The following is a 16,261-nucleotide window of genomic DNA, read 5'->3' on the forward strand; positions in this document are numbered from 1 at the left end:
CCGGGGTGAAGGGCCCGCGACTACCACGGCGAGGCTATTGGCCGCAACGGCGAGACCCGCGTTCTGGACCGCCCTCGCCTTGCGCCCGGCGGGATCGCCCCCTAATCCTCACCATAACAGATGCGCGCCCGCCAGATCCCCCTGGGCGCGCGCCAATCAGGTGAAGCCCGTGCCCGTGCAATTCCAGATCATCATGTTCGCCATCGTCGCCGCGGTGCTGCTGTTCATGCTCTACAATGTTCTGGGCAAGAAGGTCGGTCGTCAGCCCCAGGAGGACGCCCGTCTGCCTCAGGCCGCAGCCGTCGGCGGCCAGACGCCGGCGGCCGTCACGCCGGGCGTGGACGCCGCCACCGCCGCCGCCGTCGCCGGGTTGAAGGCCCGCGATCCGGCCTTCGACCCCGCTCGCTTTCTGGAGGGCGCGCGTCAGGCCTATGAGACCATCGTGCGCGGCTACGCCTCGGGCGACCGCGAGGCCCTGCGGCCCCTGCTGACCCCGTCGGTCATGACCTCGTTCGAGGCCGGCATCGCGGCGCGTGAAGCGCGCGGCGAGCGCGAGCAGGCCGAGTTCCTGCATCCGCCCCGCGCCGATCTGGAGCTGGCCACGGTCAAGGACGACCGCGCCGTCGCCAAGGTCCGCTTCCTGGCCGAGATGCGCAGCGTCGTGACCCCTGCCGAAGGCGAGGCCGCGACCGAGGAGCGCCGCACCGCCGAACTCTGGACCTTCGAGCGCGCCCTCGGCGCCGCCGATCCCAACTGGGCCCTGGCCCGCGTCGAGCCGGCCAGCGCCTGATGCGCGCCGCCGCCCTGCCGTCCGCCCCGCCGCTCGACCGGTCGGGCGCGGCCGGGCCAGGGGCGAAGAGGGTCGGCGTCCTGTCGCTGCTGCTGTTCGCGGCGGCTTGCGCCTCGACGCCGCCGGTCGTTGCTCCGACGACGCCGCCGCGCCCTGGACCGGGGCCGGTTGCGCCGCCCGCCCCGGTCGAAGGCCTGAGCCTCAGCGCCCTGCCCGGCTGGGCCGAGGAGGACCATCTGGCGGCCTTCGGCGCCTATGTCGCCGGCTGTCGTCCGGCCAAGGCGGCGGCGAGTCTCGTCTGTGATCGCGCCCGCGCCCTGGCGGGCCAACGTCCGTCGCCCAGCGACGCCCGCGCCTTTCTTGAAACGAACTTCGTCGCGACCGAGGCGCGCACCGATGACGGCCGCGCCGGTCTGCTGACGGCCTATTTCGCGCCCGAGTATGCGGCCCGCCGAACGCCCGACGCCGAGTTCGACGCCCCGGTCCTGAGCCGCCCTTCCAACCTGTCCGAAGTCGGCGACCGCGCCGCCATCGAGGCCGGATCGGCCCAGTCGACCGCCCTGGCCTGGATGCGGGCCGAGGATCTCTTCTTCCTGCAGATCCAGGGGTCGGGCACCCTGACCTTCCCGGACGGCGCTCGGCTGCGCGCCGCCTACGCCGCCGACAACGGCAAGCCCTTCGTCGGCATCGCCCGGCCGATGGCCGAGCGCGGCCTGCTGCCCCCGAACGGAACCTCGGGCGACGCCATTCGCGGCTGGCTGTCGGCCCGTCGCGGGGCCGAGGCGCGGGGGGTCATGGCCCTGAACCCGCGCTACATCTTCTTCGGGGTCAGTCCCGACGACGGCAAGGAGGCGACCGGCGCCGCCGGCGTCCCCCTGCCCGCCCGCCGCTCGGTGGCCGTGGACCCGTCGCGCTGGACCTATGGCGACGCCGTCTGGATCGAGGCTGACGGCGGCAATCTGATCGGCGCCCGCGCCAGCTATCGCGGCCTGGTCATGGCCCTGGACACCGGCTCCGCCATCCGCGGCCCCGTCCGCGCCGACCTCTACATCGGCCGCGGCGACGCGGCGGGTCAGGAAGCGGGAGCTGTGCGCCATCCGCTGCGGATGTGGCGGCTGGTTCCGAGGGGCTGAGGCGACGCGATCTGAGTCTGCTTACGACCCATAGCGGACGGTCACCTCTGCCATGCTGAGGGAGAGCATCACTTAGAGTTGCAGGCCGCACGCCAACGTCTAAACTTCATTCCGAGACGCTCCCGGGAGGTTCACGATGATCGCGCTGTTAATCGCCACAGTTCTGACCACTCAGTCGAACATCGAACCTGCGGCACCGCGTATCGTGTCGATGTCACCCGTTTCCGGCTCTGTGGTGCCAGCCGGTGAAGTAACGCTTGTGGTAACGTTCGATCAGCCGATGCGCGAACGAAGCTACTCGTTTGTGTCCAGAGACGGCCACGAGTTTCCGGCCTGCAAAGGCGTTCCGGAGCAATCGGTTGACGGGCGCACGTATTCTCTGAAGTGCACTGTCGCTCCCGCGCACTCATACTCGGTGTGGATAAACTCGGGTCGGTTTCGGAACTTTGTCTCGGTTTCAACCGCGTTGCCTGCGGATGCTGCAGTTATAAACTTCTCTACCCACTAGGGCCGCTTTCCACCCTTAGCTGACTCTCCCTACCGTCGCTTCAAACTGCCCAGCACGCCGCGCAGCAGTTCGCGGGTGATGGTCGAGCCGGCGGTGCGCAGGACGGACTTGGTCAGGGCCTCCATCGGGGTCTGGCGGCTGGAGGCGCGAGGGCGCGGGGCGGCGCGCTCTCGGGTCGGGGCCGGCACCGAGCGGGCGGCCTTCTCGGCGGCCTTGGCTTCGGCGGCGGCGCTGGCGGTTTCGGCCTCGATGCGGTCGGCCTGGGCCTGACGGGCGGCCAGGATTTCCTCGGCGGACTCGCGGTCGACCACGGCGTCATAGAGGCCGCGCACCGGGCTGGCGCTCATGACGGCGGCGCGTTCGGCTTCGGTGGCGGGGCCGAGGCGCGAGTCCGGCGGGCGGATCTTCGTTTGCGCCACCACGGTCGGCGCGCCCTTTTCGTCCAGGGTCGAGACCAGGGCCTCGCCCACGCCCAGGCCCTGAATGGCCTCGGCCGTGTCGAAGGCGGGGTTGGTGCGGAAGCTCTGCGAGGCGGCGCGCAGCCCCTTCTGCTCGGCCGGGGTGTAGGCGCGCAGGGCGTGCTGCACCCGGTTGCCCAGCTGGGCCAGGACGCTGTCGGGAATGTCGGCCGGGTTCTGGGTGACGAAATAGACCCCGACCCCCTTGGAGCGGATCAGCCGCACCACCTGCTCGACCTTTTCCAGCAGGGCCTTGGGCGCGTCGTTGAACAGCAGGTGGGCCTCGTCGAAGAAGAAGACCAGGCGCGGCTTTTCTGGGTCGCCGATCTCGGGAAGCTGTTCGAACAGCTCCGACAGCAGCCACAGCAGGAAGGCGGCGTAGAGGCGCGGGCTGTTCATCAGCCGGTCGGCGGCCAGGACGTTGACCTGGCCGCGGCCGTCCAGGCCGGTCCGCATCATGTCCTCCAGCCGCAGGGCCGGTTCGCCGAAGAAGGCCTTGCCGCCCTGCTGCTCCAGCTGAAGCAGGGCGCGCTGGATGGCGGCGACCGAGGTGGGCGAGACGTTGCCGACCTCGCGGCCGATGGTCTGGGCGTTCTCGGCCACATAGGCCAGCAGGCTGCGCAGGTCCTCGAGGTCCAGCAGCAGCAGGCCCTCCTTGTCGGCGACGTGGAAGGCGACGGTCAGCACGCCTTCCTGCACGTCGTTCAGCTCCAGCATCCGGGCCATCAGCACGGGGCCGATGTCGGTGACGGTGGCGCGCACCGGGTGGCCCTTCTGGCCGTACAGGTCCCAGAAGACGACGGGGGCGGCGCGGCCGTTCAGGGTCAGGCCCATGGTCCCGGCGCGTTCAGCGAATTTCTCGACGTTGCCGGACTGGCTGATGCCCGACAGGTCGCCCTTCACGTCGGCGCAGAAGACCGGGACGCCGGCGTCCGAGAAGCCCTGGGCCATGATCTGCAGCGTCACCGTCTTGCCGGTGCCGGTGGCCCCCGCGACGACGCCGTGGCGGTTGGCGCGCTTGAACAGCAGGTTTTCAGCGGCGCCCTCGAAGGACTGGCCGAGGAAGAGGGCGGCGGGGACGTCGGTCATACAGGCGATCTCCAGCGTGTCGCCGCCATGGTTATCCGACCGCGACCGGGCCGCAAGGCGGAACCGCGACGGCGGCGGCGATTGACGCCCGTCGCCTCGGCCCCGACAGTCCCGCTCATGAAACTGCCCATTACGGTTCCGACCTCCTCGGTCGCGCGCAACGCCCTGGTCCTGATCGCCGTCGTGGCGGGCGGGGCGGCTCTCTATTGGCTGCGGGACATCCTGACGCCCCTGGCCATGGCCATCTTCCTGATGATCATGATCGACGGGGTGAAGCGGGCCATTGAACACCGCACGCCCGTGCCGTCGCGATTCGCCGGGGCGGCGGCCCTGATCGCGGTGGTGCTGGGCTTCCTGCTGTCGATCTGGATCATCGTCGACGGGGCGGCGGGCTTCTTCACCGACGCCTCGGGGGTCTCGGCCAGCATCGGGCCGCGCCTGGATCACATCATCGCCGACGTCAGCGGCCTGGTCGGGATCAAGGACCCGCCGACGCTGCAGGACCTGATCGCCGGGATCGACGTGCGCGGCTGGCTGACCCAGGCGGCCTTGCAGGCGCAGGGGGTGGCCTCGGGCGCCTTCTTCGTCATGGTCTACCTGGGCTTCCTGCTGGCGTCGCAGGCGGGCTTCCGGAAGAAGATCGTCGCCATGTTCCCCGACCGGGGCGCCCGCAGCGAGGCGCTGGAGGTGTTCAACCGGGTGCGCGGCGGGGTCGAGGGCTATCTGTGGGTTCAGGCCGTCACCGGGGCCATGATCTGCTTCGTGGCCTGGATGCTGATGCGGGCCGTGGGGCTTCAGAACGCCGAGTTCTGGACCTTCGTCATCTTCATCGTCGGCTTCATCCCGGTGCTGGGCGGCGCCATCGCCGGCTGCGCCCCGCCCCTGTTCGCCCTGGTCCAGTTCGAGAGCTACTGGCCCGCTCTGATCCTTCTGGTCGGGCTGCAGACCCTGCTGTTCGTCGTCGGCAACATGGTCCAGCCCCGGATGCAGGGGGACAATCAGAACATTGATCCCGTGGTGGTCCTGCTGGCCCTGGCCCTGTGGGGCAAGATGTGGGGCGTGCCCGGGATGTTCCTGTCGACGCCCCTGGCGGTCATGGCCATGGCTATCCTGGCCGAGTTCAAGGGCTCGCGCTGGATGGCGGTGCTGCTGTCGGGCGACGGCGAGCCCTATGCGCCGCGAAAGAGCGATGCGGACAGGCGGCGACCCACCGCCGGCGGCGGATTCAAGCGTTGGCTGGGGCGCGGCAAGCGGTCGCATGAAAATGAGGCGAACGAAGACTGATCCTGCCCTTGATCCGCCATATCTGGCGACTATCTACCCAATCAGACGACGCGGCCTCCCCTCCCCCTCCTGGCCGCGAAGTCCAAGGACCGGCGCTCCCTCCCCCTCCTGCGCCGGGACCCGAGCAGGCCGTCGAGCGTTCGCGCTCGGCGGCCTTGTTCGTTTCTGGCCCCCTGATTGAGCTGGCGGGCTGCGTCCGATCGGGGCGGAAATGGGGCGGTTGTTGTCGTCAATGTGGCTGTGCCAGCGAGAAACTGCTCAACAGTGGGCCTCGGGCGCAACATGGTGCGCTGCACACTGAAATTCAGGGGGTTCGCCGCCCCGGGCGGCCTAGCCAGTTTCGCCAGCGGCGCTAATGTGTCGCGGTCAAATCCCTGCGGCCCCAGGCCGTGCTGTTCGAGACTTCATCATGTCCGCCGCTCCGCGCACAGTTTCCGCCACCCCAGCAGTTCTGGAGGCGCTGGAGGCGGCCTATGCGCGGATTGTCGACGGCCCGCCGGGCGCCGCTGAAAAGTCGCTGCTGGCCCAGGCCTTCGACGACTACGCCGCCGATGAGGCGCCGGAACTGGGCGGCGACGACCTGGCTGCCCTGCTGGCCCTGGTCTGGCGCTCGGCCCAGGCCCGCCAGGCGGGCGAGCCGGCCCGCGTCACCGTCGGCCCCCTGGCCGGCGCCGACGGCGCGCCGACCGGCTATGACAGCGTCCTCATCCTTCAGGACGACGCCCCCTTCCTGGTCGACAGCGTCCTGGGCGAGCTGGCCGACGCCGGCGTCACCGTGCGCGCCCTGTTCCACCCGATCGTCGAGATCGAGGCCGGCCGCCGCGACTCGCTGATCATCGCCGTCATCGACCCCCTGCCGCAGGAGCGCCGCGACGCCCTGGGCGAGGGCCTGGCCCAGGCCCTGGCCGACGTGCGCGCCGCGGTTTCGGACCACGGGGCCATGGTCCAGCTGATGCGCGACGCCGTCGAGCAACTGGAGGCCACGCCGCCTTCCGCCATCGATCCCGCCGTTCTGGAAGAGAACATCGCCTTCCTGCGCTGGGCCAAGAGCGATCATTTCGTCTTCCTGGGCGCCCGCGACTACGCCTATCCGCGCAGCGCCGACGGCGGCTATGCGCCCGAGGCCCCGCTGGACGTCTCGGATCAGGGCTTGGGCGTCCTGGGCGACCCGGAGCGCCGCGTCCTGCGCCGCGCCTCGGAGCCGGCGGTTCTGACCGCCGCCATGCAGCGCCAGCTGGACCTCAGCGAACCGGTGACGGTGGCCAAGGCCAACATCCGCTCGCGCGTGCATCGCCGCGCCTACATGGACTACGTCGGGGTCAAGCGTTACGGCGCGGATGGCAAGGCCTCGGGCGAGACCCGTTTCGTTGGCCTGTTCACCGCCGAAGCCTATGACAAGATGGCCAAGGAGGTGCCGCTGATCCGGCGCAAGGTGGCCAACGCCCTGGAGCGCGCCGGCAAGGCGCCGGGCAGCCACAACTACAAGCGCCTGAAGAACATCCTCGAGAACTACCCCCGCGACGAGCTGTTCCAGATCAGCGAGGACGAGCTGCTGGCGACGGCGCTGGGCATCCTGCACCTCTATGACCGCCCGCGCATCCGTTTGTTCACGCGCCGCGATCCGTTCGACCGCTTTGTCTCGGTGCTCTGCTTCATCCCGCGCGAACGCTTCGACGCCAGTCTGCGCCAGCGCATCGGCGGCATCCTGGCCAAGGCCTGGGGCGGTCGGGTCTCGGCCTGGTATCCGCAGCTGACGGACCAGCCGCTGACGCGCGTCCACTACATCATCGGCGTCGAGCCGGGCGCTCACCTGAACCCCGATCCCAAGGCCCTGGAGGCTGAGGTGGCCGAAGCCGGCCGCAGCTGGATCGACCGCATCGAAACCGCCCTGCGCGCCGCCGAGGTGGACGAGGTCGCCGTCGGCCCGACCAGCGCCAAATGGGCCGAAGGCTTCGGCGTCGCCTATCGCGACCGCTATGACGCCGCCGAGGCCGTGGCCGATCTGGAGCAGTTCGACCGCCTGAACGACGGCTCGGCCGGCGACGGCGTCCATTCCGAGCCGGTGGCGGTCCGCGCCTTCCGCACGGCGGACGAGACCTCGCTGCAGTTCCGCTTCAAGCTGTATCGTCGCGGTTCGGCCGTGCCCCTGTCCGACGTCCTGCCGATCCTGGCCGACATGGGCCTGAAGACGCTGGAAGAGTCGGACCACGTCGTGCGTCCGGTCGGCGACGCCCCCATCTTCGTCCACGACTTCCTGCTGGAAGACCCGCGCGGCGAGGCCCTGACCTTCGCCGACATCCAGGCCCCGTTCGAGGCCGCCTTCTCGGCGGTCTGGACCGGCCGCACCGAGAGCGACGGCTTCAACCGCCTGGTGCTGGAGCTGGGCGTCGACTGGCGCGAGGCGGCCCTGATCCGCACCCTGGCCCGCTATCGCCAGCAGACCGGCCTGGACCCGTCGCAGGCGGTGCAGGAAGCGGCCCTGCGCGAGTATCCGACCGTGGCCCGCGCCATCCTGTCGCTGTTCAAGGCCAAGTTCGATCCGGCCCACGGCGGTTCGGTCGCCGAACGCGAAGCCCTGGTCGCCGAGCTGAACGACAAGATCGTCGCCCTGCTGCAGGACGTGAAGAGCCTGGATCACGACCGGGTGCTGCGCCGCATCGCCCTGCTGATCGGCGCGATCAAGCGCACCAACTTCTATCAGGTCGACGCCGAGGGGAATCCGAAGCCGCACATCTCGATCAAGATCGCCTCGCGCGAGCTTGAGGACCTGCCCCTGCCCAAGCCCTTCCGCGAGATCTTCGTCTGGGCGCCGCACATCGAGGGCGTCCACCTGCGCTTCGGCCCGGTGGCGCGCGGCGGCCTGCGCTGGTCGGACCGTCGCGACGACTTCCGCACCGAAGTCCTGGGTCTGGTGAAGGCCCAGCAGGTCAAGAACTCGGTCATCGTCCCGGTCGGCTCCAAGGGCGGCTTCTATCCCAAGCAGTTGCCGGTAGGCGGCGACCGCGATGCGGTCCAGGCCGAGGCCATCCGCGCCTACAAGACCTTCCTGTCCGGCCTGCTGGACATCACCGACAACATCGTCGGCGAGGGCGCGCCCGTCCGCCCGGCCAATGTCGTCGCCTGGGAAGGCGACGACCCCTATCTGGTCGTGGCCGCCGACAAGGGCACGGCGACCTTCTCGGACATCGCCAACGGCGTGAGCCAGTCCTACGGCTTCTGGCTGGACGACGCCTTCGCCTCGGGCGGGTCGGTCGGTTACGACCACAAGGAGATGGGCATCACGGCGCGCGGCGCCTGGGAGGCGGTCAAGCGTCACTTCCGCGAGATGGGCAAGGACATCCAGTCCGAGCCCTTCACCGTGGTCGGCGTCGGCGACATGTCGGGCGACGTCTTCGGCAACGGCATGCTGCTGTCCAAGGCGATCAAGCTGGTCGCCGCCTTCGATCACCGCGACATCTTCATCGACCCGAACCCGGACACGGCCAAGTCGTGGGCCGAGCGTCAGCGTCTGTTCGAAACCCCGCGCACCAGCTGGCAGGACTATGACAAGAGCCTGATCTCGGAGGGCGGCGGCGTCTTCTCGCGCTCGGCCAAGACCATCGCCCTGACGCCGCAGATCAAGGAACTGCTGGACATCGAGGCCGACAGCGTCGACCCGACCACCCTGATGCAGGCCATCCTCAAGGCGCGCGCCGAACTGCTCTACTTCGGCGGCATCGGCACCTACATCAAGGGCGCGGGCGAGACCAACGCCCAGGCCGGCGACAAGGCCAACGACGCCATCCGCATCAACGGCGGCGAGGTTCGCGCCCTGGTCCTCGGCGAAGGCGCCAACCTGGGCGCCACCCAGCTGGGCCGCATCGAGGCGGCGCGCGCGGGCATGCGCCTGAACACCGACGCCATCGACAACTCGGCGGGCGTGGACTCCTCCGACCATGAGGTGAACATCAAGATCCTCACCGGCGGCGCCATCGCCTCGGGCCACCTCAAGGCCGAGGACCGCAACGCCCTGCTGAAGTCGATGACCGACGAGGTCGGCCTCAAGGTCCTGGCGCATAACTACGACCAGACCCTGGCCGTCAGCCTGCAGCAGGCCGAGGGCGCCGAGGCGCTCGAAGCCCAGCAGGCCTTCATGCAGCACCTGACCGCCCTGGGTAAGCTGAACCGCGCGGTGGAATACCTGCCCGACGACGCCCGCATGGCCGAGATGAAGCTGCAGGGCGCCGCTCTGACGCGTCCCGAACTGGCGGTGCTGACGGCCTATTCCAAGCTGGAGCTGTTCGACGAGATCGTCGGCTCCTCGGCCCCCGACGACGCCTTCTTCGAGCGCCTGCTGGTCCACTACTTCCCGGCCCCGCTGGCGAAGTTCGAGGAGGACATGAAGGGCCACCGCCTGCGTCGCGACATCATCGCCACCGTGCTGTCGAACGAGATCGTCAACATGGCCGGGCCGACCTTCCCCGACCGTCTGCGCGCGGCGGCGGAATGCGACACCGCCGCCATGGTCACGGCCTTCGAGACCGCGCGTCAGGTCTTCCGTCTGGATCAGGCCTGGAACGCCGTCTCGGCGCTGGACCTGAAGATCCCGGCCGAGGCCCAGACGGCGCTGTATCGCGAGATCGCCAAGGTCCTGCGTCGCCAGACCTACTGGCTGGCCCGTCGCGCCGCCCGCACGGAAACCACGGTCGGCGGCATGATCGCCGCCTATCAACCGGCCGCCGACGCCCTGCGCGCCGCCGGTCCCGCCGTGCTGTCGCGCTTCGAGCAGCAGCAGTTCGAGGCTCGCGTCGCCACCTTCGTCGGCCTGGGCGCGCCGCAAGACCTGGCGCGCGACATCGCCCTGCTGCGGCCCATGGTGGCCACGGCCGACATCGGCGATCTGGCCAATGAACTGGGCTGGAGCGCCCCGGCCATGGCCCGCCTCTATCACCAGGTCGGCGCCGCCTTCGACTTCGACCGCCTGCGCGTCGCGGCCGGTTCGGTGCCGTCGGGCGACCACTTCGACCGTCTGGCCGTGCGTCGCCTGATCCAGGACCTGATGGCCGAGCAGCAGCAGCTGACCCGCGCCGTGGCCCAGGCCTCGGCCGAGGCGGCGGGCGCCAGCGAGCAAGCCGCCGAACAGGCCGTCGACGCCTGGATCGGCGCCCGCATGGGCCAGGTCGAATCCCTGCGCGCAGCGGTGGACGAGATCGAGACCTCGGGCGCCGGCTGGACCTTCGCCAAGCTGACCATCGCCAACGGTGCTATTCGGGAAGTGTTGGGTAGTTAAGAGCGCTATCGCTCGCCGCGCGGCGGCTCGCTGCTTGAGCGCAGCCGCGTAACTTCTGCCTGAATGGGGCCCGCTCGTTTCGTCGTTCTCGGCGAGGCGGGCGGGCCTTGGCGTTTGGGGCGGCTTGGCGTTAGGTGATCGCCGCTGTTCAGAGATCCGCAAGGCCGCAAGACCCATGCCCAGGAAGTTTCTTGTCGTCGTCGACGACAGCCCCGAGTTCGGCGCCGCCTTGGGCTATGCCGCTCGGCGGGCCAAATCGACGGGCGGCCGAGTCGTCCTGCTGCGCGCCCTGCCCGGCGGCTCGGACGAGCACTGGTCCGGCGTCCGCGACGAAATCCGCCGTCAGCAGCGCGAGGAGGCCGAGGCCCTGTTGACCCGCATCGGCGAGGAGGCCGCCGAGAAATCGGGCGCCGCCCCGGTCTTCCTGATCGAGGAAGGCGACCCCCAGGGCGCCATCCGCAAGGCCGTCGGCGCCGATCCCGACATCAAGATCCTGGTCCTGGCCGCCGGCTCCGGTTCGCGCGGCCCCGGGCCTCTGGTCTCGGCGGTGCTGAAACAGGGCGGCGCCTTCACCGGCCGCAAGCTGCCCGTCACCATCGTGCCCGGCGAACTGACCGAAGCGGACATCGAAGACCTGGCGTGACGCCAGGGGTCGCTACCGCAAGCCGCGCGGCGGCTTGCTGCTTGAGCGATTTTTTGGGGTCGCTATCGCTCGGCTCGCGGGCCTCGCTGCTTGAGCGACGATTGGCGCCGCGCGTGGGGTCTTGAAGATGCCGCTCAGGGGGCGCATCTCCCGGCCATGTTCATCCAGACCGAACCCACGCCGAACCCCAATGTCCTGAAATTCCTGCCGGGCCGCGACGTGGCCCCCGAAGGCGTGCTGGAATACCGCACCATCGACGAAGCGGCGGCCTCGCCCCTGGCCGAGGCCCTGTTCGAGTTGGAAGGCGTCGAGGGCGTCTTCTTCGGCGCCGACTATGTTTCGGTCACGCGCGGCGCCCAGGCCCCGGACTGGAGCGTGATGAAGGCGCCGATCCTGTCGGTCATCATGGATCACTTCGTCTCCGGCGCGCCGCTGACGCGCGGCGTCGAGGCGGCGGCCGAAGACGCCGGCGAGGACACCGAGATCATCGCCGAGATCAAGGGTCTGCTGGACAGCCGCATCCGCCCGGCCGTGGCCCAGGACGGCGGCGACATCCTGTTCGACCACTTCGATGAGGAAACCGGCGTCCTGCGTCTGCGGATGCGCGGCGCCTGTTCGGGCTGCCCCTCCTCTTCCGCCACCCTCAAGGCGGGCGTCGAACAGATGATGCGCCACTACATCCCCGAAGTGACCAGCGTCGAACAGGTGATCTAAGTAAGGGGCGCTATCGCTCGCCGCGCGGCGGCTCGCTGCTTGAGCGCGCGCGAAGCGCCAGGCCGCGTCGGGTCGAGAAGGCGAAGCCTTCTGACCGCAGCCCACCAAGATGTTTCACATGAAACACTATCGTCCGAACGGGCCGTGGGGCATGATCGCCGCATGGCCCGTTTCACTTCTGACGATGACGCCGGAGCCGAGGGGCGCGCCCTCGGCGAAGCCCTGTCCGCCCTGCGTCGCGAGCGGGGCCTGAGCCAGGCCGAGGCCGGTCAGAGGATCGGCATGACCAGCCAGGGCTGGGGCCTGTACGAGGCTGGCAAGCGGCCCGGCCTGTTCCGCCCTGACGTCCAGCGCCGCCTGACCGGCGCCCTGGACGCCACGCCCGAGGATCTGGCGCTTCTGGTCGGCGCCGCCCCCGCCCCTGTTTCATCGCCGAAACCGCCCTCCGACGGGTTGGAGGCCCGCGGCCGCGCTTTTGAAGCCGCGCCTCCCGGGGAGCGGCGGCGGCTGCAACTGTCGACCGACGACTTGGCGCCCTGGGCGGCGGCGGGGACGGTGCTGGAGTATGCGCCGGGCCGCTGGCCGCGCCGCGATCAGGGCTGCGTCATCGAGATGGACGACGGAAGCCTGCGCGCGCGTCTCTATGTGCGGTCGGACGAGGCGGAGCTGGTGGTGCGCGGCGCCGGCGCCTTGCTGACGATCGAGCGGATACCCCGGTCCCGCGCCCGGTCCGTCGCGGCGGTGATCGCTCGACTGGACGACTGATGAAACGAAACGGTTATGTTTCATTGTTTCATGTGAAACCCTGGCGTCGCCATTGTCAGGGAGACGCCGCCCATGCCTCGCCGCACTCAGGACATCGACGCCGCCGTGGGCCTGAGGATGGCCGCGCGCCGTTCGGCCCTGGGCCTGTCGCAGACGGCCCTGGCCGTACAGCTGGGCGTCAGCTTCCAGCAGGTGCAGAAGTACGAGAAGGGCGCCAACCGCGTCTCCGCCTCGCGCCTGCATCAGGTGGCGACGGCCCTGGGCTGTTCGGTGGCCTACTTCTTTCCGGCGCGGGGGGACGAACTGGATCCGGTCGCCGGGTTGCGGGCCCTGACCGCGACCGCGGACGGGCGCGCCCTGGCCGAGGCCTTTCCCCGGATCAGCGATCCGGCGCTGCGTCAGGCGGTGAGCCGGGTGGTCGCGGCGCTGGCGTCGGCCTGACCGCCCCGATAGGAAGGCCGCGATGAGAGTTCTGATCGTGGATACGGCGCTGGGCGCCTGTACGGCCTGCGTGGTCGAGGACGGGCGCCTGTTGGGCGTCCGCTCCGAACTGATGGCCAAGGGCCATCAGGAGCGGCTGGCCGGCATGGTCCGCGACGCCGTGGCCGACGCGGCCAAGGAAGCCGGCGGCGGCTTCGAGGCGCTGGACCGGATCGGCGTCACCGTCGGACCGGGCTCCTTCACCGGCCTGCGGGTCGGCCTGGCCTTCGCTCAAGGCCTGGGCGCGGCGCTGGATCGTCCGGTGGTCGGCCTGTCGACGCTGGACGGCCTGGCCGTCTCGATCAAGCCTTCGGGACTGGTGGCCGCCGTCATCGACGCCCGCCGGGGGCAGGTCTATGCGCGGCTGTTCCGCGACGGCCGCCCGCTGGGCCAACCGGAAGCCCTGTCGCTGGACGCGGCGGCGGATCGCATCTTCCACGCCGCCGCCGGCGCGCCGCCGATCCTGGTCGGCTCGGGCGGGCCGGTCCTGGCCGAGGCCTATCCCGAGCGCCTGGGCGCGGCCATCCTCGCCCGCCTGCCCGCCCCCTCGCCCGAAGCCCTGGCCTATATGACCGCCGTGGTCGATCCGGCGACGGCCCTGCCCCGCCCCCTTTATCTGCGCGCGCCGGACGCCACGCCGCCCAGCCGACTGCCGGGGCAGCCGCGCCCCCAAGCGTCGTGACCGAGGCCCTCGCCGCCATCCACGCCGAGGCTTTCGAGACGCCGTGGGACGCCGCCAGCCTGTCGGCCCTGCTGGCCTCGCCCGGCGTTTTTGCGGTGGAGGAGACGGGCGGCTTCATCCTGGTCCGCGTCGTGGCCGACGAGGCCGAGATCCTGACCCTGGCCGTGCGGCCCGCCGCGCGGCGGGGCGGCCAGGGCGCCCGGCTGGTCGAGGCCGCCGTGGTGCGCGCCGCCGCGCTCGGGGCCGAACGGATGTTCCTGGAGGTGGCTGAGGACAATGTCGCGGCCCGCGCCCTCTACGCCCGGGCGGGCTTCCATGAGGCGGGACGTCGGCGCGGCTATTATGCGCGTGCGGACGGAAGCCGCGAGGACGCGCTGGTTCTGGCGCTCAACTTTACCGCGACGCTTCCATAAGTCGGCGGCTCAGCCTATCTTCCGGCGCATGGAACGGATCGAGAAACTTTGCGCCGACCGCGGCATGCGTATGACCGAACAGCGGCGCGTGATCGCCCGCGTCCTGTCGCAGGCCGAGGATCACCCCGACGTCGAGGAGCTGTATCGCCGCGCTTCGGCGATTGATCCGCACATCTCGATCGCCACTGTCTATCGCACCGTGCGCCTGTTCGAAGAGGCGGGCGTGGTCGAGAAGCACGACTTCGGCGACGGCCGCAGCCGCTATGAAGAGGCCGGCGACGACCACCACGACCACCTGATCGACACCAAGACGGGCGAGGTCATCGAGTTCTTCGACGCCGAGATCGAGCGCCTGAAGACCGAGATCGCCAAGCGCCTGGGCTTCGAACTGGTCGGTCACAAGCTGGAGCTTTACGGCCACGCCATTCCCGGCGCCGAGCCGGTCGAGCGCGAGGGCCTGATCTACAAGCGCCACGCCGCGCGGATCGAGCCTGAAACGGCCGACAACTGAGCCTGATCGCGGCGTTTCGCTCGCCTTGCCGTCGCCGGCTTCGGCGATCATAAGCCGGGCATGACCGATACCCTCGAAACGCCCGTAGCGACGGCGGACGGCGCAGCGCAGACCGCTGCGCCCAAGCGCCTGTTCATCAAGACCTACGGCTGTCAGATGAACGTCTATGACAGCGAGCGCATGGCCGACGTGCTGCGTCCGCTGGGCTATGCGACGACGGACGCCCCCGAGGCGGCGGACTTCGTCATCCTCAACACCTGCCACATCCGCGAACGGGCCGCCGAAAAGGTCTATTCCGAGCTGGGCAAGCTGAAGCAGATGCGCGAGCGCAAGGTCGCGCGCGGCGACGGCGGCATGACCATCGCGGTGGCCGGCTGCGTCGCTCAGGCCGAGGGCGAGGAGATCATGAAGCGCCAGCCGGCGGTGGACCTGGTGGTCGGACCGCAGGCCTACCACCAGCTGCCGGAACTGCTGGCCCGCACGGCGCGGGCGCGCGGCGAGCGCATCGGCGCCGACTTCGCCCCGCATGAGAAGTTCGACGCCCTGCCCGCGATGCGCGGCGGCGACGGCCCGACCGCCTTCCTGACGGTGCAGGAGGGTTGCGACAAGTTCTGCACCTTCTGCGTCGTCCCCTATACGCGCGGCGCCGAATGGTCGCGCCCGGTCGCGGCGGTCCTGGCCGAGGCCCGGTCCCTGGCCGACCGGGGCGTGCGCGAAGTCACCCTGCTGGGCCAGAACGTCAACGCCTATGACGGCGAAGGGCCGGATGGAAAACCTTTCACCCTGGCCCGGCTGGCCTACGCCCTGGCCGAGATCCCGGGCCTGGACCGCATCCGCTATACGACCAGCCACGCCAACGACATGAGCGACGACCTGATACACGCTCACGCCGATCTGGACGCCCTGATGCCCTATCTGCACCTGCCGGTTCAGGCCGGGTCGGACCGGGTATTGCGGCTGATGAACCGCAAGCACGGGCGTCAGAAATACATCGACCTGATCGCCCGCATCCGCGCGGCGCGGCCCGACATGGCCATCGCCGGGGACTTCATCGTCGGTTTCCCCGGCGAAACCGACCGCGATTTCGACGACACCCTCGATCTGGTGCGGCAGGTGACCTATGCGGGCGCCTTCAGCTTCGTCTATTCGCCGCGTCCGGGCACGCCCGCCGCCACCATGCCCGGTCAGATCGAGGAGAAGGTCGGGCTGGAGCGTCTGCAGCGTCTGCAGGCCCTGCTGTTCGAACAGCAGACCGCCTTCAACGCCGCCCAGGCGGGCAAGACCCTGAACGTCCTGTTCGAAAAGAAGGGCCGGTACGCCGGCCAGGCCATCGGCCGCTCGCCCTATCTGCAGGCGGTCCACGTCGAGGCGGCGGATCATCTGCTGGGCCAGATCGTTCCGGTCGAGATCGTCAGCGGCGCCCAGAACAGTTTGAACGGGCGGTTGATCGACCTAGGCACTATCTAACTCGATACGCTTCCCGACGAGGCGGCTTATTGACACTGTGTCCCTCAAGCAGTCT

At 69.9% G+C, this 16,261-nt stretch carries 14 protein-coding genes; 13 read left to right on the plus strand and 1 reads right to left on the minus strand.

Annotated elements, in window-relative coordinates:
• The first annotated feature begins 175 nt into the window (after positions 1-175).
• From timA to AC3IS2_RS14355, 3 genes are all read left to right on the plus strand, one after another.
• Entirely contained in the window at positions 176-790 is a 615-nt protein-coding gene (gene timA / locus AC3IS2_RS14345; protein ID WP_489200161.1) for a TIM44-related membrane protein TimA, read from the plus strand.
• A complete protein-coding gene (locus tag AC3IS2_RS14350; protein ID WP_489198458.1) occupies positions 790-1,923 on the plus strand; it encodes an MltA domain-containing protein in 1,134 nt (377 codons plus the stop codon). The genes timA and AC3IS2_RS14350 overlap by 1 nt, the downstream gene beginning before the upstream one ends.
• Positions 1,924-2,134: 211 nt before the next feature.
• Positions 2,135-2,431: a hypothetical protein gene (locus AC3IS2_RS14355; RefSeq protein WP_489200162.1), complete on the plus strand. Its 297-nt coding sequence runs from the start codon at positions 2,135-2,137 to the stop codon at positions 2,429-2,431.
• Positions 2,432-2,460: 29 nt separating this feature from the next.
• Here the strand turns inward: AC3IS2_RS14355 and AC3IS2_RS14360 are convergent, their stop codons facing one another.
• Entirely contained in the window at positions 2,461-3,978 is a 1,518-nt protein-coding gene (locus AC3IS2_RS14360; RefSeq protein WP_489198459.1) for a helicase HerA-like domain-containing protein, read from the minus strand.
• 117 nt (positions 3,979-4,095) lie between these two features.
• Here AC3IS2_RS14360 and AC3IS2_RS14365 point away from each other — a divergent pair, with 117 nt between their 5' ends.
• The 10 genes from AC3IS2_RS14365 to miaB all read left to right on the plus strand — a co-directional run bounded on the left by AC3IS2_RS14365 (position 4,096) and on the right by miaB (position 16,206).
• Positions 4,096-5,262: an AI-2E family transporter gene (locus AC3IS2_RS14365; RefSeq protein ID WP_489198460.1), complete on the plus strand. Its 1,167-nt coding sequence runs from the start codon at positions 4,096-4,098 to the stop codon at positions 5,260-5,262.
• A gap of 409 nt (positions 5,263-5,671) precedes the next feature.
• Positions 5,672-10,531, plus strand: coding sequence for an NAD-glutamate dehydrogenase (locus AC3IS2_RS14370; protein WP_489198461.1), 4,860 nt, complete (start codon positions 5,672-5,674; stop codon positions 10,529-10,531).
• Positions 10,532-10,706: 175 nt separating this feature from the next.
• Positions 10,707-11,174, plus strand: coding sequence for a universal stress protein (locus tag AC3IS2_RS14375; RefSeq protein WP_489198462.1), 468 nt, complete (start codon positions 10,707-10,709; stop codon positions 11,172-11,174).
• Between the two features lie 156 nt (positions 11,175-11,330).
• Positions 11,331-11,888 (plus strand): NifU family protein, encoded by a 558-nt coding sequence (locus AC3IS2_RS14380; RefSeq protein WP_489198463.1) that lies wholly within the window; start codon positions 11,331-11,333, stop codon positions 11,886-11,888.
• A gap of 162 nt (positions 11,889-12,050) precedes the next feature.
• Entirely contained in the window at positions 12,051-12,653 is a 603-nt protein-coding gene (locus tag AC3IS2_RS14385; RefSeq protein ID WP_489198464.1) for a helix-turn-helix transcriptional regulator, read from the plus strand.
• Between the two features lie 72 nt (positions 12,654-12,725).
• A complete protein-coding gene (locus tag AC3IS2_RS14390) occupies positions 12,726-13,094 on the plus strand; it encodes a helix-turn-helix domain-containing protein (RefSeq protein WP_489198465.1) in 369 nt (122 codons plus the stop codon).
• Positions 13,095-13,116: 22 nt separating this feature from the next.
• Entirely contained in the window at positions 13,117-13,815 is a 699-nt protein-coding gene (tsaB, locus tag AC3IS2_RS14395) for a tRNA (adenosine(37)-N6)-threonylcarbamoyltransferase complex dimerization subunit type 1 TsaB (RefSeq protein ID WP_489198466.1), read from the plus strand.
• Positions 13,812-14,228, plus strand: coding sequence for a ribosomal protein S18-alanine N-acetyltransferase (gene rimI, locus AC3IS2_RS14400; RefSeq protein ID WP_489198467.1), 417 nt, complete (start codon positions 13,812-13,814; stop codon positions 14,226-14,228). The genes tsaB and rimI overlap by 4 nt, the downstream gene beginning before the upstream one ends.
• Positions 14,229-14,292: 64 nt before the next feature.
• On the plus strand, positions 14,293-14,739 hold the full coding sequence (locus tag AC3IS2_RS14405) for a Fur family transcriptional regulator (RefSeq protein WP_489198468.1): 447 nt from the start codon (positions 14,293-14,295) through the stop codon (positions 14,737-14,739).
• A gap of 60 nt (positions 14,740-14,799) precedes the next feature.
• Positions 14,800-16,206: a tRNA (N6-isopentenyl adenosine(37)-C2)-methylthiotransferase MiaB gene (gene miaB / locus AC3IS2_RS14410; RefSeq protein ID WP_489198470.1), complete on the plus strand. Its 1,407-nt coding sequence runs from the start codon at positions 14,800-14,802 to the stop codon at positions 16,204-16,206.
• Positions 16,207-16,261: the final 55 nt, after the last annotated feature.

The organism is Brevundimonas sp. KH_025 (assembly GCF_057839885.1).